This is a genomic window from Pseudomonas sp. RIT411, from assembly GCF_003057735.2.
Lineage (GTDB): Bacteria > Pseudomonadota > Gammaproteobacteria > Pseudomonadales > Pseudomonadaceae > Chryseomonas > Chryseomonas oryzihabitans.
Genome location: NZ_QBIZ02000030.1, coordinates 1 through 26999 on the forward strand (window position 1 = coordinate 1; position 26999 = coordinate 26999).

The 26999-nt window shown below is 68.8% G+C and carries 22 protein-coding genes; 9 read left to right on the plus strand and 13 right to left on the minus strand.

Annotated elements, in window-relative coordinates:
• On the plus strand, nucleotides 1–190 hold a 190-nt coding region (locus DBY63_RS23930), incomplete at its 5' end, for an effector binding domain-containing protein (protein ID WP_177411494.1).
• Nucleotides 191–293: 103 nt separating this feature from the next.
• Nucleotides 294–1196: an NAD-dependent protein deacetylase gene (locus DBY63_RS23935; protein ID WP_108582987.1), complete on the plus strand. Its 903-nt coding sequence runs from the start codon at nucleotides 294–296 to the stop codon at nucleotides 1194–1196.
• Here DBY63_RS23935 and DBY63_RS23940 read toward each other — a convergent pair.
• The 3 genes from DBY63_RS23940 to DBY63_RS23950 form a co-directional block, all read right to left on the minus strand.
• Nucleotides 1123–2268: an acyltransferase gene (locus tag DBY63_RS23940; RefSeq protein ID WP_108582988.1), complete on the minus strand. Its 1146-nt coding sequence runs from the start codon at nucleotides 2266–2268 to the stop codon at nucleotides 1123–1125. The genes DBY63_RS23935 and DBY63_RS23940 overlap by 74 nt on opposite strands.
• A gap of 307 nt (nucleotides 2269–2575) precedes the next feature.
• The gene (locus DBY63_RS23945; RefSeq protein WP_108582989.1) at nucleotides 2576–5008 is read right to left on the minus strand and encodes a glucan 1,4-alpha-glucosidase; all 2433 of its coding nucleotides are present in this window, start codon (nucleotides 5006–5008) and stop codon (nucleotides 2576–2578) included.
• A gap of 101 nt (nucleotides 5009–5109) precedes the next feature.
• The gene (locus tag DBY63_RS23950) at nucleotides 5110–7341 is read right to left on the minus strand and encodes an FUSC family protein (protein ID WP_108583005.1); all 2232 of its coding nucleotides are present in this window, start codon (nucleotides 7339–7341) and stop codon (nucleotides 5110–5112) included.
• A 164-nt stretch (nucleotides 7342–7505) separates the two neighbouring features.
• On the opposite strand from DBY63_RS23950, the gene DBY63_RS23955 reads away from it, so the two are divergent.
• Nucleotides 7506–8438: a LysR family transcriptional regulator gene (locus DBY63_RS23955; RefSeq protein WP_027600009.1), complete on the plus strand. Its 933-nt coding sequence runs from the start codon at nucleotides 7506–7508 to the stop codon at nucleotides 8436–8438.
• Here DBY63_RS23955 and DBY63_RS23960 read toward each other — a convergent pair.
• The 5 genes from DBY63_RS23960 to DBY63_RS23980 form a co-directional block, all read right to left on the minus strand.
• Nucleotides 8435–8968 carry a cytochrome b gene (locus DBY63_RS23960; RefSeq protein ID WP_108582990.1) on the minus strand — a complete coding sequence of 178 codons (534 nt, stop codon included), beginning with the start codon at nucleotides 8966–8968 and terminating at the stop codon, nucleotides 8435–8437. The two genes, DBY63_RS23955 and DBY63_RS23960, sit on opposite strands and share 4 nt — an antisense overlap.
• Nucleotides 8969–9046: 78 nt before the next feature.
• On the minus strand, nucleotides 9047–10315 hold the full coding sequence (locus DBY63_RS23965) for an arsenic transporter (protein ID WP_007161006.1): 1269 nt from the start codon (nucleotides 10313–10315) through the stop codon (nucleotides 9047–9049).
• Between the two features lie 48 nt (nucleotides 10316–10363).
• Entirely contained in the window at nucleotides 10364–11467 is a 1104-nt protein-coding gene (locus tag DBY63_RS23970; protein WP_108582991.1) for a metallophosphoesterase, read from the minus strand.
• A 1-nt stretch (nucleotide 11468) separates the two neighbouring features.
• Entirely contained in the window at nucleotides 11469–12773 is a 1305-nt protein-coding gene (locus DBY63_RS23975) for an MFS transporter (protein ID WP_037008010.1), read from the minus strand.
• A gap of 251 nt (nucleotides 12774–13024) precedes the next feature.
• On the minus strand, nucleotides 13025–13978 hold the full coding sequence (locus DBY63_RS23980; protein ID WP_108582992.1) for a bestrophin family ion channel: 954 nt from the start codon (nucleotides 13976–13978) through the stop codon (nucleotides 13025–13027).
• Nucleotides 13979–14435: 457 nt separating this feature from the next.
• Between DBY63_RS23980 and DBY63_RS23985 the strand changes: the two genes are divergently transcribed.
• From DBY63_RS23985 to DBY63_RS23995, 3 genes are read left to right on the plus strand one after another with little or no spacing between them, the layout of a single operon-like run.
• Nucleotides 14436–17264, plus strand: a complete 2829-nt coding sequence (locus tag DBY63_RS23985; RefSeq protein WP_108582993.1) for a DUF748 domain-containing protein — start codon at nucleotides 14436–14438, stop codon at nucleotides 17262–17264.
• A 17-nt stretch (nucleotides 17265–17281) separates the two neighbouring features.
• Nucleotides 17282–17566: a DUF2845 domain-containing protein gene (locus DBY63_RS23990; RefSeq protein ID WP_007161012.1), complete on the plus strand. Its 285-nt coding sequence runs from the start codon at nucleotides 17282–17284 to the stop codon at nucleotides 17564–17566.
• A complete protein-coding gene (locus tag DBY63_RS23995) occupies nucleotides 17563–17862 on the plus strand; it encodes a DUF2845 domain-containing protein (protein WP_007161013.1) in 300 nt (99 codons plus the stop codon). The genes DBY63_RS23990 and DBY63_RS23995 overlap by 4 nt, the downstream gene beginning before the upstream one ends.
• Before the next feature lie 273 nt (nucleotides 17863–18135).
• On the opposite strand, the gene DBY63_RS24000 is transcribed toward DBY63_RS23995, so the two are convergent.
• Entirely contained in the window at nucleotides 18136–18918 is a 783-nt protein-coding gene (locus tag DBY63_RS24000) for an NAD(P)H-dependent oxidoreductase (RefSeq protein ID WP_108582994.1), read from the minus strand.
• An 86-nt stretch (nucleotides 18919–19004) separates the two neighbouring features.
• On the opposite strand from DBY63_RS24000, the gene DBY63_RS24005 reads away from it, so the two are divergent.
• Both DBY63_RS24005 and DBY63_RS24010 read left to right on the plus strand, forming a co-directional pair.
• Nucleotides 19005–19919 carry a LysR family transcriptional regulator gene (locus DBY63_RS24005; RefSeq protein WP_108582995.1) on the plus strand — a complete coding sequence of 305 codons (915 nt, stop codon included), beginning with the start codon at nucleotides 19005–19007 and terminating at the stop codon, nucleotides 19917–19919.
• Between the two features lie 143 nt (nucleotides 19920–20062).
• Complete coding sequence (locus DBY63_RS24010) at nucleotides 20063–20764, plus strand: glutathione S-transferase N-terminal domain-containing protein (protein ID WP_027600000.1); 702 nt, start codon at nucleotides 20063–20065, stop codon at nucleotides 20762–20764.
• 128 nt (nucleotides 20765–20892) lie between these two features.
• On the opposite strand, the gene DBY63_RS24015 is transcribed toward DBY63_RS24010, so the two are convergent.
• Nucleotides 20893–21402: a nucleoside 2-deoxyribosyltransferase gene (locus DBY63_RS24015; RefSeq protein ID WP_108582996.1), complete on the minus strand. Its 510-nt coding sequence runs from the start codon at nucleotides 21400–21402 to the stop codon at nucleotides 20893–20895.
• A 246-nt stretch (nucleotides 21403–21648) separates the two neighbouring features.
• On the opposite strand from DBY63_RS24015, the gene DBY63_RS24020 reads away from it, so the two are divergent.
• Nucleotides 21649–23367 (plus strand): GGDEF domain-containing protein, encoded by a 1719-nt coding sequence (locus DBY63_RS24020; protein ID WP_108582997.1) that lies wholly within the window; start codon nucleotides 21649–21651, stop codon nucleotides 23365–23367.
• Here the strand turns inward: DBY63_RS24020 and DBY63_RS24025 are convergent.
• The 3 genes from DBY63_RS24025 to DBY63_RS24040 all read right to left on the minus strand — a co-directional run bounded on the left by DBY63_RS24025 (nucleotide 23364) and on the right by DBY63_RS24040 (nucleotide 26971).
• Nucleotides 23364–24809, minus strand: a complete 1446-nt coding sequence (locus tag DBY63_RS24025) for a PLP-dependent aminotransferase family protein (protein ID WP_177411495.1) — start codon at nucleotides 24807–24809, stop codon at nucleotides 23364–23366. The genes DBY63_RS24020 and DBY63_RS24025 overlap by 4 nt on opposite strands.
• A gap of 362 nt (nucleotides 24810–25171) precedes the next feature.
• Nucleotides 25172–26218 carry a metal-dependent hydrolase gene (locus DBY63_RS24035; RefSeq protein ID WP_108582999.1) on the minus strand — a complete coding sequence of 349 codons (1047 nt, stop codon included), beginning with the start codon at nucleotides 26216–26218 and terminating at the stop codon, nucleotides 25172–25174.
• A gap of 3 nt (nucleotides 26219–26221) precedes the next feature.
• A complete protein-coding gene (locus tag DBY63_RS24040; protein ID WP_042137551.1) occupies nucleotides 26222–26971 on the minus strand; it encodes an alpha/beta hydrolase in 750 nt (249 codons plus the stop codon).
• Nucleotides 26972–26999 lie beyond the last annotated feature (28 nt).

Genomic DNA, 26999 nt, shown 5'->3' on the forward strand with positions numbered 1-26999 from the left:
CTACGCCCGCTACGTGCACCTGGGCACCGCGCCCAGCGTGGCCAAGAGCCTCGGCCGCCTGTTCGCCGAACTGCTGCCGGCGCGCGGCCTGCAACCCCGTCCCGGCGCCTGCTTCGAGCACTACACCGAGGCCTTCACCGGGGTGGATGCCCAGGATTCGCAGATCTATATCTACGTGCCGGTTTTCTGAAGGCCACTCGCCGCAGCGCGGACAGGACGTTCGTCAGCTGCGGCTTGCCTCCCGGCATAACCCTTTCCAAGCTGGGGATATCGCCCGCAACTCCAGGTGCACGATGTCCCTGCCCGAGCTCCAGTCCTTTATCGCCCGGCACGAGCGGATCTTTCTGCTCACCGGTGCCGGTTGCAGCACCGATTCCGGCATTCCCGACTACCGCGACCGCGACGGCGCCTGGAAGCGCCCGCAACCGGTCACCCTGCAGGCCTTCGTTGGCGACGAATTGTTGCGCCGCCGCTACTGGGCTCGCAGCCTGATCGGCTGGCCGCGTTTCTGCCAGGCGCGGCCCAACGCCACCCACCAGGCCCTGGCGGCCCTGGAGCGGCGCGGCCAGGTGGAGATGCTGCTGACCCAGAACGTCGATCGGCTGCACCAGGCCGCCGGCAGCGAGGCGGTGATCGACCTGCACGGGCGCCTCGACCAGATCCGCTGCCTGGGTTGCGAGCTGCGCCTGCCGCGCCAGGAATTCCAGCAGTGGCTGGGCGAACTCAATGGCGACTGGCTGCAGCTGGACGCGGCTACCGCGCCGGATGGCGATGCCGATCTGGAAGGCGTGGACTTCATGAGTTTTCGCGTGCCCGACTGCCCGCGCTGTGGCGCCCTGCTCAAGCCGGACGTGGTGTTCTTTGGCGAACACGTGCCCGGCGCGCGGGTGGAGCGTGCCTTCGCCCACCTGGGCCGCGCCGATGCGCTGCTGGTGGTGGGCTCGTCGCTGATGGTCTATTCCGGCTTTCGCTTCGCCCAGGCCGCGGCTCGCGCCGGCCTGCCCATCGCCGCCCTGGGCTATGGCCGCACCCGCGCGGACGACCTGCTCGCGCTCAAGGTGGAAGCCTCCTGCGCCCAGGCACTGGCCTTTCTGCTGGAGTATCCCGGGGCGGCGCCGGCGCTTACGCCGGCACTTGCCGAGGCCGTGGCGCCCGGCCCAGGTGCATCAGCGGACGCTCGATCCAGCGGTAGCTGAGCATCGACAGCAGGCAGGCGAGCACCAGCACCGGTGGCAGTAGGGCCATGAAGCCGACCGTACCCAGGACCTCGACCGACCCCAGGTTGAGCAGGGTGAAGAGGCCGTAGAGCAGCAGGCCATGGGTGAGATAGAGGCTGTAGCTGATCTCGCCCAGCACCTTGAGGCCGCGACTGCGCAGGAGGCCGAAGAGGTCGTTGCCGGCGGCCATGGCGGCGAAGGGCAAGGCCAGCGCCAGCATCTGCCTGAGGTTGTAGTCCGGCTGGGTCATGGCATAGGCCACCAGCGCCAGCGACAGCGCGGCCACCAGGGGCGTGCGCAAACGTGCCAGCAACGCCGGCCGATGGACCTTGACGAACACCGGCAGGAATCCCAGCAGGAACAGCAGGCCGAAGCGCGCGCCCAGCACGTGGTAGTGATAGCCGGCGGCGACCAGGCCGCCCACCAGCAGCGCCGAGACCAGCAACGGCAGGCCGAAGCCACGACGATTGAACAGCGCGGCGATGAGCGGAAGGGCCAGGTAGAACAGCGCCTCGTAGCGCAGCGTCCAGTGGGCGCCGGCGGTCATCCAGCCGCTCTCCTCCAGGCCGTTGAGACTGAAGCCGGAAAACAGCTCCCAGCTGAGCAGCTCGAGCATGAAGCGCTGGCCGTCGGCGATGACGAAGTGGGTGCGGATCAGGGTGAAGAGCACCACCACGGCCACCACGCAGAGATACAGCGGCATCACCCGCAGCACCCGCGAACGGAGCAGCTCGCCCCAGTCCGGCGTGCGGCGATAGACCTTTCCGAAGAACAGGTAGCCGGTGATCATGAAGAACAGCGAGACCGGTACCACGCCCATGTTGTAGAGCAGGTCGCTGTCGGGTTCGCGCCACTGGCCCTCGGCCTTGAGGTGATAGGTCAGCACGAAATGCAGGCAGACCACGGCGGTGGCGAGGATGCCGCGCAGGGCATCCAGCGGCGAGGAGCGCGCCAGGGTCTCCTCGGTCAGCAGCGGGCTGCGGCGCAAGGCGAAGGCCAGCAGCACCAGGGTGCCCAGGTAGAGGGCGATGGGGAGAGCGACGTCAGTCATATCCGTGACCTTCTTGACAGGAACCGGCAAAGACCCGCCCCCAGACCACCGGAGCGGTCGCCGGAGCGAGCGAGAGAAAAGCGCGACAGCCGGGCACGCTACCGCGCGGTACGGGACCGTGGGCAGGAGGGCCGGAGCGAAGAGGGAAAGCAGGGAGCGGAAGGATCCGCCCATCTCAGGAAAGCCCGAGAACGCCCATCAGACAAGTCTTGTTACAGGCGTTCCCTTGGGTTCGACGTTTCGTTGCCCTGGCTCAGCGGCCCTGGCACGCGGCCCTGAGGCCGCCTGCCATTCGTCGGATCCGCCCTCAGGGCGCCAGTGCCCGCGCCACCACCGGGTAGTGATCCCACACCTGGCCGTCCGCCATGGAGCGCAGCAGCTTGACGTATTCGGCGTGGGACCAGGCCAGCGGCGTCGCCGAATCGGTGCCCTGCCCCTTGGTGTAGCCGTGGCGCCGGTTGTCGCCCACGCCGTCCCAGACCTGCTCGGGCAGCATCAGGCCGGCGTTGGCGAACAGTTCCAGGCCACGGACGTAGGTGTCGCGCAGTTTGCCGAGCGCCGCCGCATCCGGCTTGCCCTGCAGGACCAGGCGCGCCAGCTCGTAGTGCCCGCGCTCACCGGTGAAGATCGGCCAGACCCGGCCGCGCAGTCCGGAGTTGGGCACCGGCTGCTCGGTGGCCGGAAAGTTGATGCCGGAGCTTTCACTCTCGCCATAGCCGTCGTTGCCGTAGCGGCGCCAGCCGGGGAAGGTGCCCTGCACCCCCTGGTACTGGAAGCTGTACTTGACCCGTAGATTCTCCGGCAGGCCCTCGTCGTCCAGCACCGCCAGGCTCTTCTGCACCAGGGGATCGCCGGCCGGTCGCACGCCGTAGCGCACCAGTTCGAGGAAACCGGCGTCCAGCACCTGGTCTTCCGGCAGGCCCGGGCGGCTGTTGTTGTCCACCAGCTTGCCCTTGTCGTTGGGATCCTCGTTCTGGGTGATGCGCAGGTAGTAGTTGCCGGCGCCCAGGCTGCCCTGGGTGGTGGCCATGGTCTTTTCCACCTGGCTCGAATAGCGCCGCGCGGTGTCGCGGTAGCGACTGGCATTGGCCTCGTCGCCGGCATGGCGCGCCAGTTCGCTGGCCGTGGCGAGACCGGCGATCACCGCTGCGGTGGTGGACGGCGAATAGCCCCACTGCTCTTCCCAGCGCTCCTGCTGGGTCTGCGGCGGCTTGACCTGCCAGGTGTTCCAGCCCAGGTTGACCTGGCTGTCGCGGGCGAGGAAATCCGCCGCGGGCCGGAGCATGTCGCGATACCAACGATCGATCTCGGCATCGCCCAGCAGGCCGCCTTGCCAGAGGCGATAGCCGAGCATGATCGGCATGGCGGTCTGGTCCAGTTGCACGCCCACCCATTCGATGGTGCCGTCGACGTGGGTCTTCTGCAGGAACCAGCCGGTGGCCCCCGGCGCGCGGACCTCGTCGCCCTGCTTCTGCTGGTGGATGAAGGCCGAGCTGTCGGCCGGCTTGTGGGCGGTGTTGGCGTCCACCTGCACCTGCTTGAGGTAGCTGAAGGCGACCTTGGGCGTCTGCCGATCGCCCAGCGCCAGCAGCGCCATGGCGCACTGGTAGAAGTCCCGCGGCCAGACCGCCTTGTAGCCGGTGGTGCCCTTGGCCGCCGGCACCGTTTCGCCCCAGGGATTGGACAGCGAGGCGATCAGGGCGCCGGCGTGGGTCTTGTCTTCCTGGGCCTTGAGCACCAGGGCGCTGGCGTTGACCAGCTTGCCGCCGTCGCCGGCCTGGGCCTGCAGGCGCGGCAGTTGATCGAGGCTGGCCAGGTAGTCCTGCCAGCCGATGGCGTCGCCCTCGCCGTTGTAGTGGGCCAGCACCTTTTGGTAGCCGCGGGCCAGGGTGGCATCGGCCGCCGCCTCGGCCTGGCGCGGATTGGCGCCAAAGCCCACCACCACGTCCAGGGTGGTCTCGGCGCCCTTGAGCGGCAGCTTGGCCAGCATGGCGACGTTGCCGGCCTGGTCACCGGTGCTGCTGTAGAGCTGGGTCAGCTTGCCGTTGCGGCGCAGGTCGTCGAGGCCGTCGGAGCTGCCGACGAAACCCACGGTGGGCGTCTGCAGGGGCTGGCTGGCCTTGACCACCAGGGCGTGCTCGCCTTCGCTGGCGTAGAGCACCGCGCCCTTCACCGCCGCGCGATCATGGCTGCCGCTGTTGGCCAGCGCCGGATCGACATAGAGATAGGGCTGGATGCGCGGATCCTGGCTGCGAAAGATGACGCGCATGACCAGGGTGTCCTGGTCCGGGTCAGTGAAAACGTGCTTCTCGATCTCGTAGCGGCCCTGGCGGTCGCGATTGACGATCCGGTAGGCCAGGGAAGTCGGCCGGCCGGCGCTATCGGTGGCCAGGTATTCGATGCGGCTGTCGGTGTCGTCGCGCTCCAGGTGGGTGAAGTCGGGGCCGCGGATCACCAGTTGCATCTCGCGCAGCTGCGCCTCGTGGATGAGGCCCTGCATGGTCTCGGTGACCACGCCCTGGGCCAGGGAGAACCAGACCCGCGAGACGCGTCCGGTGCTGGCCTGGTCGCTGTAGGCGCCATCGCGATAGGCCTCGTAGCTGGTGCCGATGCCGGTCTTGCCGGAATAGGACCAGAAGGGTGCGGCGCCGGGGGCGCCCGGGGCTTCCAGGGCAGACGCCAGGGGCGTCAGGAGAAAACTGGCGGAACAGAGCAGCGGACGGACGAAGCGGACGGGCATGGGCAGGCGGGCCTTGTTCTGGTTGTGCCGAAAGTCGCATGGCAGAGGGCCTGCTGGCCCTCCCCGTCCGTAAGCCTAGTCGGATTTTGGCCGGCTGCTGGCTAGCCTTCGTCGCGCGCCGGTGGCCGGGCCTGCGGCAGGTACCCGGCCAGAGGCGAATCCGGCGCCAGCAGCGAGGTGCGGATGACGTGCAGGTAGCTGGCGATGCGCCGCAGCGGCGACCGGTCGAAGTCGCCCGGCGTGGGCTCCAGGTGGCGCTGGGCCTGGTGCGCCAGCAGGATGGCCTGATCCACGGCGCCCAGGGCGCGGGCCAGGTTGGCGGCATCGGGCTGGCGAGCCAGCCGCACCAGCGCCCGGCCCAGGGCGCGGATCGCCAGGCGCCAGGCGCGCTGTTCGCGATACCAGGGCAAGGGCGGCAGCGCGGCCTGTTCCAGGCGCAACTCGATGATGGCGTGGCCCAGTTCCAGGCTGAGAAAGGTCCAGCGCAGCAGCTGCCGCTGCACCACCGGCTGACCCACGGTGAGCACCTGCACCTGGTTGAGCAGATCGCGCAGGCCGGAATCGAAGCGGCCACTCAGGCCGGCCAGGGGCGCGCCTATGGCGTGGACCAGGCGCTCGCGCAGGGCAGCCTCCAGCCGCCGCCAGACCCAGGGCTGGCTGGGCGGCAGCAGCACGCTGACGGCCACCACCGCCACGCCGCAGGCCACGAGGTAGGCCAGGTAGGTGTTGCAGAAGAGGTCGGCGTCGTAGCGCGGCAGATTGCCCGGCAGGGCCGCCGAGCAGAACCAGACCATCAGCCCGGTGCCATAACCGGCCAGGCGTGGCCGGGTGATCAGCCAGGCGCCGGCGGTGAATACCGGCGCCAGCACCAGCAGCAATAGCGCGAAGCCGTCGATCCAGGGCAGCACCTGGAAGTGCAACAGGCCACCGGCCAGGGCCCCGACCAGGGTGCCAACCGCCAGTTGCAGGCAATAGCGGCGCGGATCGGCCGAGGTGGAGGCCAGCGCCGAGATCAGCGCCGCCGCCAGGGTGCAGGCCGCGCCGCTCGGCCAGGCGGTCTCGATCCAGAACAGCCCTACGCCCAGCACCACCAGGGCGCTGCGCACCCCGGCCATCCAGGCCACCGCGCGACTGGCCAGCGGCGTGAAGGTCTCGCGCGTCTTGGGCGCGGTGCTGGTCGGCAGGTCCAGCTCCAGCTGGGTATTCAGCAGCAGGTGCAGGTCCTCGGCGAAGCGATAGAGCAATTCGGCGGCGGTGTCGTAGTCGAGCCGGTCGACCTCGGCCGCAGGCGCCGTGCGAGCCAATTGCTGACGACCGGCGCGGATCGCCGCCATCAAGGTTTCACGCTCCGCGGCCAGGCGCTCGTTGAGCCGGCGCAGATCCCGCTCTTCCGGTAGTCGGCCCAGGCTCGGTGCCAGGGCGGCGGCGATCAGTTCCAGGGCAGGCGCCAGGGCCTGACGCACCGCCGGCGGCCGCTCGGCCAGGCGCGCCAGCAACTGGTAAAGGGCATGAAAGCGGGTGTTGAGCAGCATGAGGCGATTGCCCAGGGCCGCCAGGCGCCCGCTGCGCCGCCGCAGATAGGGCTCTTCGAAGACGCTGGCGCTGCGCAGGCTCTCGAACCCCACGGAATCGGCGGCGAAGCGGGCGCTGAGTGCGGCGAAGCGTTCGGCCTCGAGGCGGCCGAGCAGGCCGTCATGGGCCATGGCGAGGAAGTCGCGCAGGCGCTGCGCCAGGGTGCGGCGCAGCACGCCGCGGGTGGTCTGCGGCAGGATCGCCACGCTCACCACCCCGGCGCAGCAGATGCCCAGGGCGATCTCCAACAGACGCCATACCGCCTGCAAGAAGGCGCCCTGGGGCTGGGCCACCGCCGGCAGCCCGACCAGGCAGGCGGTATAGCCGGCCAGCAGGAAGGCATAGCTGCGAAAGTCGCGATAGCGCGCCGCCCCGCGGGTGCAATAGCCGATCCACAGCACCAGGGCGCCGAGCAGCAGGACCCGCTCCTGGGCGAACAGGGCGATGGCGGCCACGGTGAAGCTCAGGCCGGCCAGGCTGCCGAGGATGCGATAGAAACTCTTGGCCAGCACCTGGCCGCTCTGCGGCTGCAGGACGATGAAGACAGTGACCAGCACGGTGCTCGGTTGCGGCAGTTCCAGGCGATAGGCCAGCCACAGGGCCAGGGCCGCGGCCAACAGCGCCTTGGCGATGAAGGCCCAGGTCTGGCCGTCGGTGCGGGCCCATTCGCGGCCGGCGCGGCGCCAGGCATTCAGGCTAGGCCAGCGTTGGCGCGGAACGGAGCGGGCGGGCCGCAGGGGCAACGGCGAAGCGAGGGGCATGCTGGGCAACGACGGGATCGACGGGAGGGGGCGAGAGGCAGCGCCTCGGCGGCCATTCTAGGAAGCCGGGTCCACCCCGATTAAGCCGGGTGCGACAGCAAAGAGCGTTAACCAACGGGCGGGTAATGGCCCACAATGGCCCTTTCCACCGCCCTGCCCCGTCCATGGATCATCTCTTCAATCTGCGCGCCTTCGCCTGCGTGGCCCAGACCGGCAGCTTCACCGCCGCCGCGCGCCAGCTGGAACTCACCACCGCCTATGTGTCGCGGGCGGTCAGCCAGCTGGAGCAGCACCTGCAGACCCGGCTGCTGCACCGCACCACCCGCCAGTTGCGCCTGACCGAAGCCGGCGAACGCTACCTGGTGCGCTGCCAGCGCATCCTCGCCGACCTCGACGAAGCCGATGCCGAGGCTCGTCATGCCCTGGCCGTGCCGCGCGGCCGGCTGCGCATCCACACCATGACCGGCCTCGGCCAGCACTACCTGATCCAGAGTCTCGCCAGCTATGGCGAGCGCTATCCCGAGGTCGACCTGGATCTGCAACTGACCAACACCTTCACCGACATCCTCAAGGAAGGCTACGACCTGTCGCTGATCCTCGCCGACGGCCTGCCGGACTCGGCCTTCCATTCGGCGCGCCTGGGCAGCACCCACAGCGTGCTCTGCGCGGCGCCTGCCTACCTGGAACGCCAGGGCCGACCGACCACCCCGGCGGAGCTGACCGGGCACCGCTGCCTGCGGCTGGTCAATCGCGCCATGGCGCCGGATCGCTGGTTGCTGGAAGGGCCCGAGGGCCTGGCCGAGGTGGCGGTGGATCGACCGCCCTTCCAGGTCAACACCGCCGACGCCCTGGCCGAGGCCGTGGCCAGCGGCCTGGGTATCGGTGCCCTGCCGCTGTACGCCGCGGTCGAGGGTCTGACCAGTGGCCGCCTGCAACGGGTGCTGCCCGGGCACCGGCTCTATGCCCTGGACATCCATGCGCTCTATCCCTCGCGGCGCTTTCTCGATGCCAAGATCCGCACCCTGGTGGACCACCTGCGCGAGACCCTGCCGGCGCTGCTGGAGCGTGACCGGCAGCGGGTGGAAGGCAGCGCCTAGAGGCGTTGCTCGGGGAGCATCCGTTCCAGCGTCCCATCCCGGCGGATCGCCACGTGCCAGACCACCGCCGCCACGTGCAGCAGCACCAGGCCATAGACGGCGAACTGACCGGCCACATGGATGCGATTGGCGAGGATGCCGAGGGCTTCATGGCGGGGGAAACCCGGCAGGGAAAACAACCCGAACACCGGCACCGGCTGCCCCTGGCCGGCCATCAGGTAGCCGGTCACCGGCATCAGCAGCAGCACGGCATAGAGCAGGCAGTGATTGAGACCGGCGAGCAGCCGCAGCAGGCGCCCGTCGCGGGGATTGGTCGGCGGCGCCGGATGCCGCCAGCGCCAGGTCAGGCGGATCAGCACCAGCAGGAACACCGAGATCCCGGTGGATTCGTGCAGCAGGTACCAGAGCGTACGCACCGGACCGGGCGGAAAGTTTTCCGCCACCCAGACGAAGGGCAAGAGCAGGCACAGCAGGGCGACGGTCAGCCAGTGCAGCGCCTGGGCGAAGCCGGTATAGCGGGCGATGGCCATGGGCGATGCTCCGTAGCGGACGAACCCCGATAGTGCCCCAGGCGCAGCGGCAGCGCCGCTACGCCTGGAGACCGTCCGTCAGAGATGGATCAGCGCAGCCAGCGCCAGTAGCAACGCCGGGATCATCACCACGGCGCCCAGCTTGAGGAATTGCCAGAAGCTCACCGACAGCCCTTCGCGGCGCAGCGCGGCCAGCCATAGCAGGGTCGCCAGGGAACCGGTGATGGACAGGTTGGGGCCGAGGTCGATGCCGATCAGCACGGCGCCGGCGATCTTTTCCGAGACATGGGCGGCCTGCACCGCCGCCCCGGCCAGCAGCCCGGCCGGCAGGTTGTTGACCAGGTTGCTGCCAAAGGCCACCAGCAGCCCGGCGCCCCAGGCGGCGCGCTCCGGGGTCGCCTGGGCGGCGGCCTGCAGCTGATTGGCCAGCGCCTGCAGCACCCCGGTGGTCTCCAGGGCCTCCACCAGCACGAACAGTCCGGCCACCAGCGGCAGCACGCCCCAGGAGATGTGCTTGAGCAATTCCAGGCCGCCGCCGCGCTTGCAGGCCACCACCACCAGGAAGGTGGCGAAGCCGGCCAGGAAGGTCGGCAGACCCAGCTCCAGATCCAGCGCCGAGGCGCCGAGCAGCACCAGGATGGTCAGGATCAGGCCGCAGCCGGCGATGCGTCCGGTGGTGGGCAGCGCATCCACCGCGCCCCCTTCGGACAGCCGCTCGGCGCGCAGGACCTTGGCCTGGGTCGCCCAGAGGGTGAGGAAGGTCGCGGCGATGGCCAGGATCGACGGCACCGTGAACAGCGCCAGCCAGCGGCTCAGCTCGGGCATGTGCTCGGCGAAGACCACCAGGTTGGCCGGGTTGGAGATCGGCAGCACGAAACTCGCCGCGTTGGCGATGAAGGCGCAGGAAAACAGATAGGGCAGCGGATTCTTCACCTTCGCCGCGCGGGTGGCGTAGTAGACCGCCGGGGTCAGCACCACGGCGCAGGCGTCGTTGGAAAGAAACACCGTGACCAGGATACCGACGCCATAGACCAGCGCGAACAGCCGCAGCGCCGAGCCCTTCGCCGCGCGCACCGCGTGGCCGGCGACCCAGTCGAACAGCCCTTCCTTGCGGGCGATCTCGGCCAGCAGCATCATGCCGATAAGGAACAGATAGACGTCGGTGCCCTTGGCGATTCCGTGCCAGACGCCGTCCAGCGGCAACAGGCCGAACAGCGCCAGCAGCACGGCACCGGCCACGGCGAACAGCGCCTCCGGCAGACCGAAGGGCCGCGAGACCACCCCGAGGGTGGCCAGGGCGGCGATGACCCACGTCAGGACGTGGGGAGTGGTGACGATGGACCCCATGAAAGCGCTGTTCCTTCTAGTCGAGTCGCGAGACCGGCGCTGCCGACCTCACCATTTGCGGCCATTGCGATTGGGTCCCAATTGGGTCCCCAGCACGCCCTTGGCCTGCCATTCACCCAGTTGGGTGCGATCCGAACCCCAGTCGGCCGGCGCCGCCAGCGGCCGGTGACCGCCGTCCAGGTCGAGCCGGTCGATATCTTCGCCGCCGCGAGAGTCCCTGACCCGTACCTGCAACCGCCGCGTCCCTTCCGGCACCGGCCGATCGCCCTGGTAGCGACCCTTGCCCAACGGCTGCAGCGGCCACCAGGGGCCGTCGTCGCACTGCCATTCGCAGGCGGAGAGGTCGGCGTCGCTCAGCACCAGCACCCGGCACTCGTGACCCTCGGCCACGCCAGCGCCGTTCAGGCGGGGATCGCCGGGCGCGGTGATCTGCACCCAGGGCCAGCCGTCGGGCAATTCGCGAAAGCGCCAGCTCACCGCCGGACCGTCCAGGGTGACCAGCGCGAATCCTACACCGCCTTCCTCGATCTGGCCGGTGGATCTGCAGGCGGCATAGAGCACGCCGCCGTCGTGGGCCAGTTCGTTGTAGTGGGTATGGCCGATCTCCACCAGGCGCACCGGGCCCTCGTGCAGCAGCCGCGCCACCCGCTCGGCTTCGCCGGGCCCCTGCAGGTCCGCCGGATAGCTGTGCATGAAGACCACGCAGCGCTGCTCCCGCCGGGTCGCCTCGTGCAACTCCTGCTCCAGCCACTGCAGCTGCTCGCTACCAAGACGGAAATCCGGCCCGCCGCTGCCCGGTCCGCACATGTCGAGGAACAGGCAACGCACGCCGCCCACCTCCCTGGAATAAGGCAGTTGCGGCACCTGCAACTCGGCATAGAAGGGGCCGAGATCGCCGCCCTCCATGTCGTGGTCGCCGGTGATCACCGTTACCGGCAGCGGAAAGTCGTCCAGCAGCCGCCTGAGCAGCCGGTACTGCTCCGCGGTGCCGTTGTCGGCGTTGTCCCCGGGCAGATAGACGAAATCCAGTTCGGTGCACCCGCGCAGGCGCTGCAGGAGGGTCTGCAGGTCCCGGGCGTTGTCGGCCTCGGCGGTGGTCAGGTGCAGATCGCCGATATGGGCGAAGGCGAGAAAATCATCCTGGCGTGCCATCTCAGCCTCCCACCACAGTACCGGTGGAACGCGCCGCCTCTCCGGCAACGTGCTCGTCGCGGGTCTCCGGCATCAGCAGCAGATAAAGCACGAAGCCCACCGCGGCGATGGCGGCCAGGGTGGTGAAGGCCGCCGCATAGCCGAAGCGGACGATGATGATCCCGGCGATGGTGGCGCTGATCGCCGCACCCAGCCCCTGGGCGGTGGCGATGGCGCCCTGGCTGACGTTGAAGCGTCCGCTGCCGCGGGTCAGGTCGGCGACGATCACCGGCATCAGGGCGCCATAGATCCCGGCGCCGATGCCATCGAGCAGCTGCACCGCCACCAGGTAGTAAGGGCTGTCGGAAAAGGTGTAGAGCACGCCGCGGATCGCCAGCACGGCGAAGGCGAAGAGAAAAATCGGCTTGCGCCCGAAGGCATCGGCCTTGCGCCCCACCAGGATGGCCACCGGCACCATCACGCACTGGGCGGCGACGATGCAGACGGCCACCAGCGAGGTGGCGCTGTCCTTGCCGACGATATGGGTCAGCTGCTGGCCGACCGAGGTCAGCATGGCGGCATTGGCCAGGTGGAAGATGGCGGCCAGCAGCGCCAGCAGTTGCAGCTTGCGATTGGCCAGCAGCGCCTGCCAGGCCGACACCGGCTTGGCATCGCGGGCGCCGTTTTCCTCGCCCAGCCCCTGGGCCAGGTCATCGTCGATCTCGTCCTGGGGTACGCGAACGATGGCGACGATGGAGGCCGCCGCGAGCAACGCCATCAGCCAGAACACCACGGTGGGACCGAAGAAATAGGCCAGGCCACCGGCCAGGGCCGCCGAGACGGCGTTGCCGGCGTGGTTGAAGCCCTCGTTGCGGCCGATGTGCTTGGTGAAGGCCTTGGGTCCGACGATGCCCAGGGTGATGGCCGCCAGCGCCGGGGCGAAGATGGCCGCCGCGGCATGGGCCAGCGACTGGGTGGCCGCCACCACATAGAAGTTGGAGACGAAGGGCAGCAGCACACTGCAGATCGTCACCACCAGGGCGGCGACGCCGACCATGAGGCGCTTGTGGCGGGTGCGGTCGATCAGGGCGCCGGCCGGGGTCTGGGCGATCAGTCCGGCGATGCCGGCCAGGGTCATGATGAAACCGGCGGTGGCCTCGTTCCAGCCCTCCCCCGGACCGCGCACGGCGATCAGATAGATGGCGAGATAGGGGCCCAGGCCGTCGCGGACGTCGGCCAGGGTGAAATTGAGGGCATCCAGGGCATGGCGCGCGCGGCGCGAGGGTTCGGCGCTGGCCCCGGCGGTCGGGAGACGGGTTTCGGACATGAGCGGGCATCCGTAGCGAGATATAGGTCGCGGGACGCAGGCCCCACGGCACCTCTCGCCCCGGCCCGCCAGCGACCCATGGCAAGCGCCGCTGGGCCCCAGCCAACCACCGCTGCCAGGGGAGATTGCAAAATGTGACCGGAACGAAGCGGCGCTAGTGCCGTGCCCTCACGAAAGAAATGCCTCTGGCGCGGGACTTTCCGCACGTTTTCCGTCCCACCTGCCCCGCTCTCCCCGGCTGACGCCGCCGGTCAGGCCACCCGTCGGCTCGGTGCGGCCTCGACCTCGGGCTGGGCCAGGGCCACCGCACTGCCCTCTTCGCTGCGCGGCCGCAGCATCGACAGCAGGTTGGCCTCGATGGTGGCGCACAGCTTGTCCATGGTGATCTGGTGCTGGCTGTCGGCGAAGGGCGCCTGCAGATCGCTACCGATGCGCTCCAGGGCCAGCAGCATGAAGCCGACCACGGTGGACACCAGCGGAGTGAACCAGCCGAGGGTAGAGACCAGGCCCAGCGGCATGGCGATGCAGAACAGGAAGCTGAACAGCTGCGGAAAGCAGACGTAGGGATAGGGCAAGGGGGTGTTGGCGATACGCTCCATGCCGCCCTGCCAGTTGGACATGTCCACCAGGGTCTCTTCCAGCCGCGCCAGGCGGATGCTGTCCAGCCGGCCCTGGCGGTATTCGCTGGCGATCAGCTCGGCGGTGCCGGCGAGGATGTCGTTGGCGAAGTTGAGGCTGCCTTCGGCCAGCGCCAGTTCGTGGCGGGCCAGATAGGGCGCGGCCGCCTGGGCCGGATCCTGGCGCTTGAGCTGGGCGCGCAGGGCGTGCAGATAGCCCATGTGCCGACGCAGGAGCACCGCCTTGACCCGGTTCTGCGCCTTGCCCTGGTCGTCGATCAGGGTCAGCACCTGGCGGCCGAAGCTGCGCGAGCTGTTGACCATGGCGCCCCACAGGGTGCGGGCCTCCCACCAGCGGGCATAGGCGCTGCTGTTGCGAAAGCTGATCAGCACCACCAGCGCCGAGCACAGCAGGGTCAGGGGCGTCAGCGGCAGATCGAAGCGATCCTCGACGAACAGCATGGCGTCCACCGTCACCGCCACGTCCCACAGCAGCAGACCGAACAGCGACCAGCCGACATAGCTGAAGGTGGTGCGCAGGAACTGGATCTTCTTCTGGATGGAATGGAGCTGGATCGGACTGGACATCTGCTACTCCCGGCGACGCGGATTCTCGATTCGCGGTTGCCCTGACCGTCCTGTCGTCACACCGCGAGCCGTCGAGCCCGTCACCGCCTCCCCTCCCTGAGAATGCAACCTGTTCGCGAGACTAGTCGGCGGTCCTTAAGTCAAACTTAATCTGGAGCGACGGGCGGATCATGGCAAAGTGCCGTGTTAGAGCCTTCGGCAAAGGCCCCGACGCCTCTACCAGAAGCCTTCCCATCCACCTGACCACTGATCGGTCGTGCGTCCTCGCCACTCGTCCGGATTGGCGAAAATGTGAGCGATCTTGCAACCGCTCCTGTAATCGTGTCCCTGATGGCTCGCATAGCCAGCAGTGCTTTTGGGACGGCCAGCGCCCTCGTCGCCGGGGGTGCCGTGCCATAATCCGGACACCTTCGCCGTCCCAGATGCCTGCATGTCCAGAATTGTGAAAGCGAGCCTCGTGCTGCTCGTGCTCTTGGCCCTCTACAGTCTGCTCGGATTCCTGGTCGGACCGCGCCTCGCCCTGCACTACCTCAACCAGACGCTGACCGAGCGCCTCACCCAGCCGGCCAGTCTGCAGGCGCTGAGGTTCAATCCCTTCACCCTGCAACTGCACGCCGAAAAGCTGCTGATCGGCCCGGCGGAGCATCCTGTAATCGCCGCCGAAGGCTTCTCGGCCGACCTGCAGTGGGACAGCCTCTGGCGGCGCACCCTGCACCTGACCGAGGTGCGCCTCGACCAGCCCCAGGTCGATCTGCGCATCGCCAAGGGCGGCCAGGTCAATCTGGCCCAGCTCTGGCGCAGCGAGCCCGCTACCCCCGTCACGCCGACGCCGGCCGCCACGGAGCCGGGTCAACCCTTCCCGGTGCACATCGAGCGCATCGCCCTGGTCGGTGGCCGGCTGCACTTCCTCGACGCCCAGGGCGCCCAGCCGGTGGAAGCCACCTTCACCCCCCTGGATGCCACCCTGCAGGAATTCCGCACCCGCAGCGGCGACGCCCCCGGCCAGCTGGCACTGACCGCCACCACCGCCCAGGGCGGCCAGCTCACCTGGAAGGGCAGCCTGGATCTCTTGCCGCTGCGCAGCGAAGGCGACCTGACCCTCAAGGGCGTCAGCCTCGCGCCCTGGTGGCCCTATGTGCGCAACCAGTTGCCGCTGGCGCTTGGCAAGGGCCGCCTGGAAGCCAGCGCCCACTACCGCCTGGACCTGAGCAAGACCCTGCAACTGCAGCTCAGCCAGGGCCGCCTGGCGCTGGACGACGTCGCCGTGCAGGCGGTGAACGCCGAACCCAAGGCCAGCTTCAAGCGCCTGGCCGCCGAGGGCATCGCCCTGGATCTGCAGCAGCGCGAGGTCAGCATCGCCCGCCTGCGCGGCAATGGCCTGGATGCCTGGGGCAATCGCGAGCAGGATGGCAGTCTCGACTGGCAGAGGCTGTTCCCCGCCAGCGACGCCCCGAGCAGCGGCGGCCCGGGCTGGCGCGTGCGCCTCGACGACGCCCAGCTCAGCGACAACCAGCTGCACCTGGTGGACCGCGTGCCCCAGGAGCCGGCCAGTCTCTATTTCAGCGGCCTGGACCTGGCCGTAAAAGGCTTCGACAGCGCCGGCAGCAAGCCCTTCGACCTGGCGCTCAAGACCACCCTGGGTGATCGCGGGCGCATCACCGCCGATGGCCAGCTGGCGCTGACACCGCTGCAGGGCAGCTTCGACATCGGCATCGACGAACTCAACCTGCGCCAGGCCCAGCCCTATCTCAGCCCCTATGTGCGCCTGGAGATCCGCAGCGGCCAGTTGGCCAGCCGGCTCAAGGTGGCCCTGGTCCCGGGCGAACCCCTGGGCCTCACCGTCAGTGGCGCGGCCCAGGTCACCCAGGTGCACGTGCTCGACACCCTGCACCAGCAGGACTTCATGCGCTGGCAGCGGCTGGACGTGCAGGGCATCGCCTTCGAACTGGGCAAGCGGCTGGTGATCGACAGGATCGACCTGGAAAAGCCCTATGGCACCCTGGTGATCAACGAGGACCTCAGCAACAACTTCAGCGCCCTGCTGGTTCCCCAGCCGAAAACCGAGTCGAAGGACAGCTCACCACCGCTGCAGATCCGCATCGGCGGGGTGAGCATCAGGGACGGCAGCGCCGACTTCGCCGACAACAGCCTCAAGCCCGGCTTCGCCACCAACATCCAGTCCCTGGAAGGCGGCATCGGCACCCTGGACACCGCCGCCTCCAAGCCGGCCGACATCCACCTCGCCGGCAAGGTCGATCGCTTCGCCCCAGTGGAGATCAAGGGCCGCCTCGATCCCCTCGATCCCCTGCAGCAGCTGGACGTGACCGCCTATTTCCGCCAGGTCGAACTCACCACCCTGTCGCCCTATACCGGCAAGTTCGCCGGCTATGCGGTGCGCAAGGGGCGCCTCGACCTGGATCTGCAATACCGCATCGACGACGGCAAGCTGCAGGCGCAGAACCACGTGGTGCTCGACCAGCTGGAACTGGGCGAGCGGGTGGACAGCAAGGACGCCGTGGACCTGCCGGTGCGCCTGGCGGTGGCCCTGCTCAAGGACAGCCACGGTCGCATCGACCTGCGCCTGCCGGTGGCGGGCAATCTCGCCGACCCCAACTTCAGCGTCATGCCGGTGGTCTGGCAGACCCTGCGCAATGTGCTCAGCCGCGCCGTCCAGGCGCCCTTCCGCATGCTGGCGGGACTGGTCGGCGGGCACGAGGCGGATCTCAGCGCCATCGACTTCGCCCCCGGCAGCACCAGCCTCTCGGCCCAGGCCCGCGGCGAACTGGACAAGCTGGCCGCGGCCCTGCGCCAGCGGCCGCAGCTGACGGTGGAGGTCAAGGGGCATGCTGGTGCCGCCAGCGATGGTCGCGCCCTGGCCGCCAGCCAGCTGGAAAAGGACTTCCAGACCCAGTACTTCAACCTGCTGCAGCGTCGCGGCGACAAGGTCCCGGCCGATCCCAGCCAGTTGCAGGTGCCCGCCGACATGCGCGCGCCCCTGCTGGAAGGCCTGTACCGCCTGCGACTGCAGGCGCAACCGCCGCAGGAATGGGATAGTCTTGACGATGCCACCCGCACGGCGCGCCTGCGCCAGGCGGTGCTCGAAGCCTGGAGCGGCAACGACGGCCTCCTGCGCAGCCTGGCCCAGCAGCGCGCGGGCGCCATCAAGACCTACCTGGTGGACACGGCGAAACTGGACGCCCAGCGGGTCTACCTGCTGGACGTCAGCACTCAAGCCCAATCCGGCGAATCGCCCACGGCCGCGCAGTTGCAGCTCGGGGTGCTCTGACCGGTCAGGAGACCCTCATGCGTTGCCTGCTCGCCGCCTTCACCCTGCTGGTCGCCACCGGCGCCGCCGCCGATTCCATGAGATGCGGCAACGCCCTGGTCAGCCGGGGTGATCGCGCCTTCGAAGTGCTGCAGAAATGCGGCGAACCCGCCCATCGCGACCTGGTGGGCTACGAACTGGGCCGCAACGAACGCCGCGAGGCGGTGATCGAAGAATGGGTGTACGGCCCGAAGAACGGCGCCAACTACATCCTCACCTTCGAAGCCAATCGCCTCTCTCGCATCGAGTTCCAGCGCCAATGAACCTGCGCCCCCTGCTGTTGCTGCTCCTGCTCGCCACCGGCACCAGTCAGGCCGCGTCGCTGCGCTGCGGCAGCGCCCTGGTCTCCACCGGCTCCACCACCCACGAGGTCCGCGGCAAGTGCGGCGATCCGCTGAGCGTCACGCCGCTGGGCGAACGCCAGGTCACCGATGGCTACGGCTATCGCCAGGTGGAATTCGTCGAGGAATGGGCCTACGGCCCCTGGAACGGCATGCTGTACTTCCTCACCTTCCGCGGCGGCCGTCTGGATCAGGTGGACAGCAAGAGAGCCAACTGAGGCTTGCCTTGTGAGATTCGCGTGGACGAGGCTGCGCCGTCGTCCACCCTACAGCTCGTAGCGTGGAAAACCGCGTAGCGTTTTCCACTGTCTCGACCAGGCCAACTTCGCTGCAGTCCATGCACTGCATGTAACCGCCCCCTCTCCCCTTGGGAGAGGGCTGGGGTGAGGGAAGCATCGTAGGTTGGTTTGAGCGCCAGCGAAGCCCGACACCACCCAAGGCCCAGCCCCGCCGTTGAGCCCCGAGCCACGGAAACCAGGCCGCGCCAACCCTCACTCCTCCCGCAGATGAACCCCCAACCCCGTCCGCCCCGGCGCCAGGTCAGGCTTCAGGGTCAGCGCCGGAATCTCGTAGTCCCCGCCATTCTGCCGCCGGAACGCCAGGGGTGTGTCCGTGGCCAGCCCATCCAGCCGTGCCCCATAGGCCTGGCACAGCCGCTCGAAGGCGACCGCGTCGACCTTGCTCGTGCGATAGACCGGAAACGGCGGCAGCACGCTGAAACCGGGATAGAAGAGGATGCCGTGCTGGATGGGAAAGAGGATGTCATCCAGGCCCCCGTTGATCCCACGCGCGCTGTAGTGTGATTCCCAGCCGCCACAGGTCACCACCAGCATGGCGCGCTTGCCGGCCAGAGTGCCTTCGCCGTAGCGATCGCCCCAGTGGCTATCGCTGTGCTCGCCCACCCCATAGGCGAAGCCGCAGGCATAGACCCGCTCCACCCAGCCCTTGAGGATGGCCGGCAGGGAAAACCACCACAGCGGAAATTGCAGGATCACGGCGTCGGCCCACAGCAGCTTGGCCTGCTCGGCGGCGATATCCGCCGGTTGTCCACCACTGGCATAGGCGCGCTGGGAATCGACGACTGCATCGAAACGCTCACCGGGTGCCAGGTGCGGGGCGTCCGCGGCATCCAGGGTGGCCTTCCAATCCATGGCATAGAGATCGGAGACCTGGACCTCATGGCCGGCCGCCTGCAGATGGGCCACGGCGAAGTCGCGCAGCGCGCCGTTGAGCGACCGGGGTTCGGGATGGGCGTAGACCAGCAGGACCTTCATGGTGATCACCTCGTGAGAAAGAAGTGCCTAGACTAGAAGCGGTCGCGCTATGCTGAAAATGAATTGCCGAAACAGCAGCCATTGCCATGCACAATAGCTTAAGGCGCCTCGACCTCAATCTGCTGGTCACCCTCGACGCCTTGCTCGCCGAACTCAACGTGACCCGCGCCGCACGCCGGCTCAACCTGGCGCAGCCCACCGTCAGCCTGCAACTCGGCCGACTGCGCCAGGTGCTCGAAGATCCCCTGCTCTTGCCGGGTCCCCGCGGCATGCGCCCCACGGCGCGTGCCGAGGCCCTGCGCGAGCCGTTGCGCCAGGCACTGGCTGCGCTGGAAGACGCCCTGGCACCGGCCGCCCCCTTCGAACCGGCCCGCGCCGAGCGAACCTGGCGCATCGCCGCCAGCGACCATAGTGCAACCACCCTGCTCACCCCACTGCTGGCTGACCTGCGTCAGCAGGCGCCCGGTATCCGCCTGGCGCTGCTGGACAAGAAGCCAGCGTTGCTCGCGGAACAGCTGGAGGGGGATCACCTGGACCTGGCACTGGATGTGGCCGATACCGCCGCAGCGGGTCTGCGCCAGCGTCTGCTGTTCACCGAACACTATCTGCTGGCGGGCCGGCGCGGCCATCCGGCCCTGCAGCAACCTGTGTCCCTGGACACCTTCTGCCAACTGGATCAGGCGCTGGTCTCGCCGAGCGGCGGCGGCTTCGCCAGCGTCACCGATCGGTTGCTGGCGGAACAGGGCCGCGCGCGGCGGGTGGTGCTGTCGGTGCCCCACTTCGCCACCCTGGCCAGTGTCCTGCTGGTCAGCGATCTGGTGGCCCTGCTGCCCGCCCAGATCGCCCTGAATCATCCCGGCCTGCAGGTCCAGCCGTCACCCCTGGCCATCCCGGGCTTCGACATGCTGCTGCTCTGGCCCGAACGCCTGCACCGCGATCCCGCCCATGCCTGGCTGCGCGAACGAATCGTCGCCAGCCTCGTGAGCCAAACGCCGGCCTGACCAATCGACTCTTTGCATGGAGGGCATACAGCGAGTTGGCTGTTGCTCCCCCGCCCTGGCCCGGCATTCTTGGTCACCTCAGACGAACGCGGCACGACCGCCCGCAGTCGCATGTTGCGTCACTGTCCCTTCCGGAGCCCGCCATGGCCAAGCTACGCCTCTTCACCTCGCCGTCCGCCTTCCCCAACCCGCAACGGCTGCGGCTGTTCATCCATGAAAAGGGCATCGCCGATCAGTTCGAGGAGGTCATCCTGAAGATGGCGCCCGAAGGCGAGCAACGCCAGTGGCAGCACCTCAAGCGCAATCCCTGGGGCGAGACCCCGACCCTGGAACTGGCCGAAGGCGGCTACCTGGCCGAGAGCGCGGCCATCGCCCGCTATCTGGACAACAGCCATCCCGGGCGCAAGGTCATGGGCGAAACGCCGCTGGAGCAGGGCCAGGACGCCATGTGGAACGACCGCATCTTCGTCCATGTGCTCTATCGCATCGTGACCATGTTCCATGTGCAGCACGAAGGCCTCGGCCACAAGCTCGAGCTGACCCATAACCCGCAATGGGGCGAGCATTGCCGCAAGGAAGCCCTGATGCACGCCGCGCTGGTGGATCGGCACTTGGCCGACGGGCGCGAATGGCTGCTGGGCGGCGCAGCGCCGACCTTCGCCGACATCACCCTGTGCACCGCCATCGCCTTTTCCAAGTTCCCCACCAACCAGACGCCGCTGGACGAGCGCTTCGAGCACCTAGCGGCCTTCTGGGCGCGCTGGCAGCAGCGCGACAGCTTCCGTGCGGCCTATGCCGATGGCCACAGCGGACTGGACGAACTGGCGGCCCTGGCGCACGGCTGACTCCGCTGCAACCGCGCTCCTCCCCGGCTCAAGGCCCCGTAGCGTGGAAAACGGCGCAGCCTTTTCCACTGTCCTGACCGCCAACCACCCCTCTCCCCTCTGGGAGAGGGCTGCACGCCCCCGCCCGGCTAGCCCAGCCGCTCGCGCAATACCGCCAGGGCCTCCTCCGGGCTCCCGACGACGATGCTGGCCGGCACCGCCAGCATCAGATTGAGCGGCAGGCCGAATTCCTCCAGCGTCCAGCCGTCACGGTCCAGCAGCCCCTTGCCCACCCATTCGGGATGGCGGGCGCGAATCCGCTCGGCCAGGCTGCCCGCTTCCGGCACATGGCCGACCACCGGCTTGCCCAGGGCGACGGCGTAGCCCACCTCGAAACAGGTGCCGCTGTCGGGCTCGGCGCCGCGAAAGAAGTCCAGGCTGGCCAGGACCCCATCGGCCTGCCTGATCAGCGCCAGATTCGCCCGATAGATCCAGGCGGCCTGCGCCCCCGGCTCGGTCAGCTCCGGGGGAATGGCATTGTCCAGTGGAAACAGGCCCGTGCAGCCGTGACGGGCGCACAGTGCCTTGAGCGCCTCGCCTTGGGCGACGGCGTCGGGACGAAAGACCTCGGGGCCGGCAAGATAGATACGGGGTGGCATGGCAGGACCTCGCGAAAAGCGCCAGTGTAGAGGGTGGGTACTACCTCGTCTGCCTGACAAGGTTTCGTGATCGCCATGCCACTCGTGCTCCCGGCACGACCGTTTACGCAATAACCAATCCGCCCGCCCCCGCCTGTATACGTTTTGAAAGCTAGACCTTTTAAGATCGGCGCACCTTGAGAGCCTGACTCCCCCGCTGTCCGGAATCGGCTCGCCTCCTGGGCATGCTCGCTTCGGTGTCGCCTGATGTCTGGCCGTTTTCTGCTGACCGTTCACCTCAATCGACTGATCAATGCCTTGCTGGTGGTGACCTCGCTCGCCACTGCCTGCGGCATGGCCCTGCTCGTGCGGCAGGCCCATGAGAATTCGACAGGCATGCGCCTGACCCGGGATCAGTTGCCGGTCTACGCAGAGGCGCTGCGGTTGGTGGAAGCCGTCTCTGCCGAGCGTGGCCCGACCAATGCCCTGCTCGGCGGTCGCGGCGGCGATAGCCGTGAGCTGGCGCGTGCCCGAGCCCTGAGCGATCAGCGCTTCGCTCGCCTTCGGGACCTGCTGCAGGGTTGCCAGCAATGCAGCGTGACCGCCGAGCAGGCGGCAAACGGCTATCAGGCGCTGCTGCAGGCGCGTGCCCGGGTCGACCAGCGCCTCTGGGCCACGCCCGACGATCCCGCGCCCCAGGACATCGCCACCCTGGTCCAGGGCATGTTCCGCGCCCTCGACAGCAACTTCATCACCGCCGACCTCACCCTGCACGACCTCATCCAGCGCAGCCCGGCCGTGGCCATCTACCTGGTCAATGCCAAGCTGGCCGCGCGCCTGCGCGACACCGCCGGACGCCTGGGCTCGCTGCTGACCCCCGCGCTGCAGGCGCAGCGCCTACCCAGCGGCGCGGAACAGGTCCAGTTGCTGCAGACCCAGGGCCGCATCAACCAGCTGATGGACCTCCTGCGCAGCAATCTCAATCTGGCCCCCGGTCGCCCCGAACGCGATCGTTTCGTGCAGGTGCAGGAGCGCTACCTGGGCGAAGGCCTGGACTGGTACCACCAGACCCTCGCCGCCCTGGCGACCGGCACGGCGCCCAGTGCGGCCAGCTTCGCCCAGGGCTATGTCCCGACCATGGTCAGCATCCTGGAGTTGCGCGACGAAGCCCTGAGCCTGGCCCGCGAGGAAGCCGACGTCCTGGCCCGCGAGGCCCAGCTGCGGCTGCTGCTGACCATCGCCGCGGCGGTGGGCATCCTGCTGGCGCTGGGTACCGGCCTGCTGTTGCTCAAGCTGCGCCTGCTGACGCCGCTGCTGGCCAATACCCAGCGGCTGCTCAGCCTCAGCCGGCGCGCCCGACCGCTGGGGACGGTGGCCGAAGACGATCCGCGCACCCTGTTCGCCGCCTTCGCCCAGCTGGAGGACGAACTGCTGCAGGCCGACCGGCTGCGCCAGGAGCGCGACGCCCTGATCGCCGAACTGGGCATCCGCGCGGAAACCGACTACCTCACCGGTCTGGCCAATCGCCGCGCCTTCGAACGCGAGCTGGCGCAGGGGGTAACCAGCACGCCCGGGCAGTTGGCGGCAATCGCCTTCGATATCGATCACTTCAAGCGCATCAACGACACCTACGGCCATGCCGCCGGCGATCTGCTGCTGCAGCAGCTGGCGCAGCGCTGCCGCGAGCTCTTGCGCCCTGGCGATCGCATCGCCCGGATCGGTGGCGAGGAATTCGCCGTGCTCGCCGACGTGGCCCAGCCGGCGGATGCCCTGGCACTGGCCGAGCGCCTGCGCCAGGGCATCGCCGCGACGCCCTTTGCCGTTGGCCCGACCGAGGCGCTGCCGGTCACCGCCAGCTTCGGCGTGGCGGTGACGCCGCGCCTGGCGGAAGGCGTCCCGGTTCGCTTGCTGGCGCAAGCCGATGCAGCCCTCTACCGGGCCAAGCATCGCGGGCGCAATTGCAGCGAGATCGCCGAACTCGGCTAAGCCAGCGTCGCCAGCGACCGCGGCAGCGCCTCGTCGAGCAGTCGGCAGGCGGCTTCGCCCACGCGCCGTACGCCCTCCTCGATCCCTGGACGCTGGGCCTGGGCATAGTTCAGGCGCAGACAGTTACGGTACTTGCCCGAGGCGGAAAAGATGCTGCCGCAGGCGATCTGCACGCTCTGGGCGAGCAACTCGCGATTGAGTCGATGGCTGTCGCAGGCCTCGGGCAACTCGACCCATAGCAGGAAGCTGCCTTGGGGCTGGCTGACCCGGGTACCGGCGGGAAAGTAGCGCTGCACCCAGGCGCTCATCAGGTCGCGATTGCGCTGGTACTGGGCGCGCATGCGCCGGACGTGCACGGTGTAGTGACCGGCGGCGATGAATTCGGCGATGGCCAGTTGCGGCTGGGGCGCGGTGCAACCGGTGCCTATGTACTTGAGGTGCAGGATGCGCTCGGCATAGCGCCCGGGCGCCACCCAGCCGACCCTCAGACCCGGCGCCAGGGTCTTGGAAAAGGAACTGCAGAGCACCACCCGGTCGTCTTCGTCGAAGGCCTTGAGCGCCCGGCCCCGGGGATAGCTGTAGAGCAGGTCGCCGTAGACATCGTCCTCGATCACCGCCAGGTCATGCTTGCGCGCCAGGGCCACCAGCTGGCGCTTGTTCGCCTCGGGCATGCAGTAGCCCAGGGGGTTGTTGCAGCTGGGGGTGAGCTGGATGGCCCGCACCGGCCACTGCTCCAGGGCCAGCTCCAGCGCCGGCAGGCTGATGCCAGTGCGCGGATCGGTAGGGATCTCCAGCGCCTTGAGCCCCTGGCCCTTGAGGGTCTGCATCACCCCGTGAAAGGTCGGCGAATCCACCGCGACGATGTCGCCCTCCTGGCAGGTGGCGCGCAGGGCGATGGCCAGCGCCTCGTGGGCGCCGCTGGTGATGACGATGTCATCGGCGGTGAGCACGCAGCCGGCGTCCAGTTGCAGCCGCGCCACCTGTTCGCGCAGCGCCGCCACGCCCTGGATGCTGTCGTAGGACAGCCCGGCATTGCCCGGCCGCCGCGCCAGCCGCGCCATGCCGGCGAGCAAGGGGGCCAGGGTCGGCGCCTCGGTATCCGGCAGGCCGCGGCCGAGTTGCACCCGCACCGAATCCGGGGTGGAGGTCATCAGCTCCCGCACCGGTTCCCAGCCGGACACCTCCACCGGCCAGCGCGCCGGCCGGGTCACCCGCGGCAATTCGATGGCGCGTCGCTCCAGGCGGACGAAATAGCCGGACTTGGGCCGGGGCTCCACCAGGCCGCGGTCTTCCAGCAGCCGATAGGCCTGCTGCACCGTGGCCAGACTGACCCCGTGCTCCTGGGCCAGGGCGCGCACCGACGGCAGGCGTTCGCCCGGTCGATAGAGGCCCTGTTCGATACGGCGGCCGAGGGCATCGGCCAACAGCTGATAGCGATTCATGCCCGGACTATAGCGGCGCAGACAGGCATCGCGCGCCATACAGATGGCCACGCCGCGCACCATACAGCTGAGCGCTGTAAGGCAGCTGTATGGCGGACAACCCATCGCGTTGGATCTGCCCCTGAAGCGGCTGACGGCGGAGCATGGAGACAGCCCAGGAGAGACGCCATGCCCAGAGACCCCAGCCTTCACGACCAGACGCGCGCCAGCGGTTGCTGGCTGCTGTTCCAGCGCCAGCTGACTACCCGCCGCGTCCTGCCCGAGCTTACCGACCGGGAACTGGCCGATGTCGGCCTGGACCGCCATACCGCCCTGCGCGAGGCCCGGCGCCCCTGGTGGCGACTGCTGCTGGAGGCCTGGCGTCAGTCCGGCAGGCGCGACAGTCGCGCGGCCCAGTCCGCCACTGGCGATGGCAGCTCCGGATGCCAGAGTCTGCGCCAGACCACCGCCAGCTGTTCGCGGCCCCCTCGCTCGCGCGGCCACAACGACGGCTCGGCGACCAGTCGCCAACCGCTCGCCTCCCGCTGAGCCAGGACGAAACGAAAACTGTGGTAGCCGGTGGCGCCCAGGCGCAGATCGGTCACCACCAGGTCGTTGCCCAGGCGGTCGTAACGCAGCCAGTCATCGGTGAACCAGCGCAGCCGCTGCTCGGCCGGCGAATCGGCGAGGATCGGCGCCAGTTCGCCACCCCGTGGCAGCGGGATCAAGGTGGGTGGGCGATCGTCGAACAGTCCCACCCAGGTCTCCCGGTAGCGCTCGGGTCCGTCATCCACCATGACCCGCCAGAGCAGGCTGGTGAACGGCAGCGGCGCGCTGAACAGGCGGGCATCCGCCTGCCCCTGGGCCGCCAGTACCTGGCGCACCTGGCGCTCGGCGGCGTACTTGGCCACCAGGGTCCAGCCCAGATAGACGGTGGACAACGCCAGCGCCGCCACGGCCAGCCGCGGCGAGCGTCCGCGCGGGCCGATCAGCAGCCCGGCCAGCACCGCCGCCAGCAGCGGCAGGGTATAGAGCGGATCGATGATGAAGACGCTGGACCAGGACACCGGGGTCGTCGGCAGCGGCCAGAACAACTGGGTCCCATAGGTGGTGAAGGCATCCAGCAAGGGATGGGTGACCAGCACCAGCCAGAGCGTCAGGAACAGGCGTCCCTGGCTGTAACCGGGATCGCGCCAGCGACCGCAGATCCCCGTCAGCAACAGCGCCAGTCCGGTCAGCACGAACAGCGAATGGCTAAAGCCGCGGTGATAGGTCATTTCCTTGACCGCATCGCCGTAGTCGATGACCACATCGAGATCCGGCAGGGTGGCCAGGGCGGCGCCATAGAGGATGGCGCGCCGCCCCTGCCAGCGACCCAGGAGTGCGGTCTGGACGGTGGCGCCGAGCACGGCCTGGGTCAGCGAATCCACCGGTCAGAGCTCCCGGGCGAAGTCGAGCATCAGTCGCGCCAGGGCCTGGGGCGTCTGCAGCGGCATCAGGTGGCCGGCGCCGGGAATGACCTCCAGGCGGCTGTTGGGAAAGGCCGCCAGGGTGGTGCGGCGCTGCTCGTCCGGCCCCGGCACCTGCTGGTCGTCGGCGCCGCAGACCAGCAGCACCGGATAGTCCAGGGTGTCGATCCGCTCGCTCCAGTCCTCGCGACTGCCGTGATCGACCCAGGCGCGCCAGGCCTGCAGATTCAGCCGCTGGGCATCGGCGATCACCACCTCGCGGATGGCATCGGGCAGGCGGTGGGCGCTGGATTCGTCGACGAAGGCCTCGGCTTCCGCCCGGCTCTTGCCATAGGCGCGCTGGGCATCGCGATCCGCCTCGCTCATGGGCTGCGGTCCGGGCGGCGAAGGCGCCACCAGGATCAGCCCGACCAGATAGTCCGGTCGCCGCGCCGCCAGCACCACGGCCACCTTGCCGGTCATCGAATGGCCGACCAGGATGCAACGCGTAAGACCCAGGGCGCGGATGCTGGCATCCACCTGATCGGCCATCTCGGCCACGCTGTAGCCCTCGACTTCGGCGGCGTCGCCGAAGCCCGGCGTATTGAGCGCCACGCAGCGGTGTTCGCCATCCAGGTAGGGGGCGGTGGGAAACCAGGTGCGGTGCGAGCCACCGAGAAAGTGCATGAGCACGAAGGTGGGCGAACCGCTGCCCTGCTGGCTGTGGGGAAGCATGGGAAATCCTCGGTGCGGGGCTGAAGGC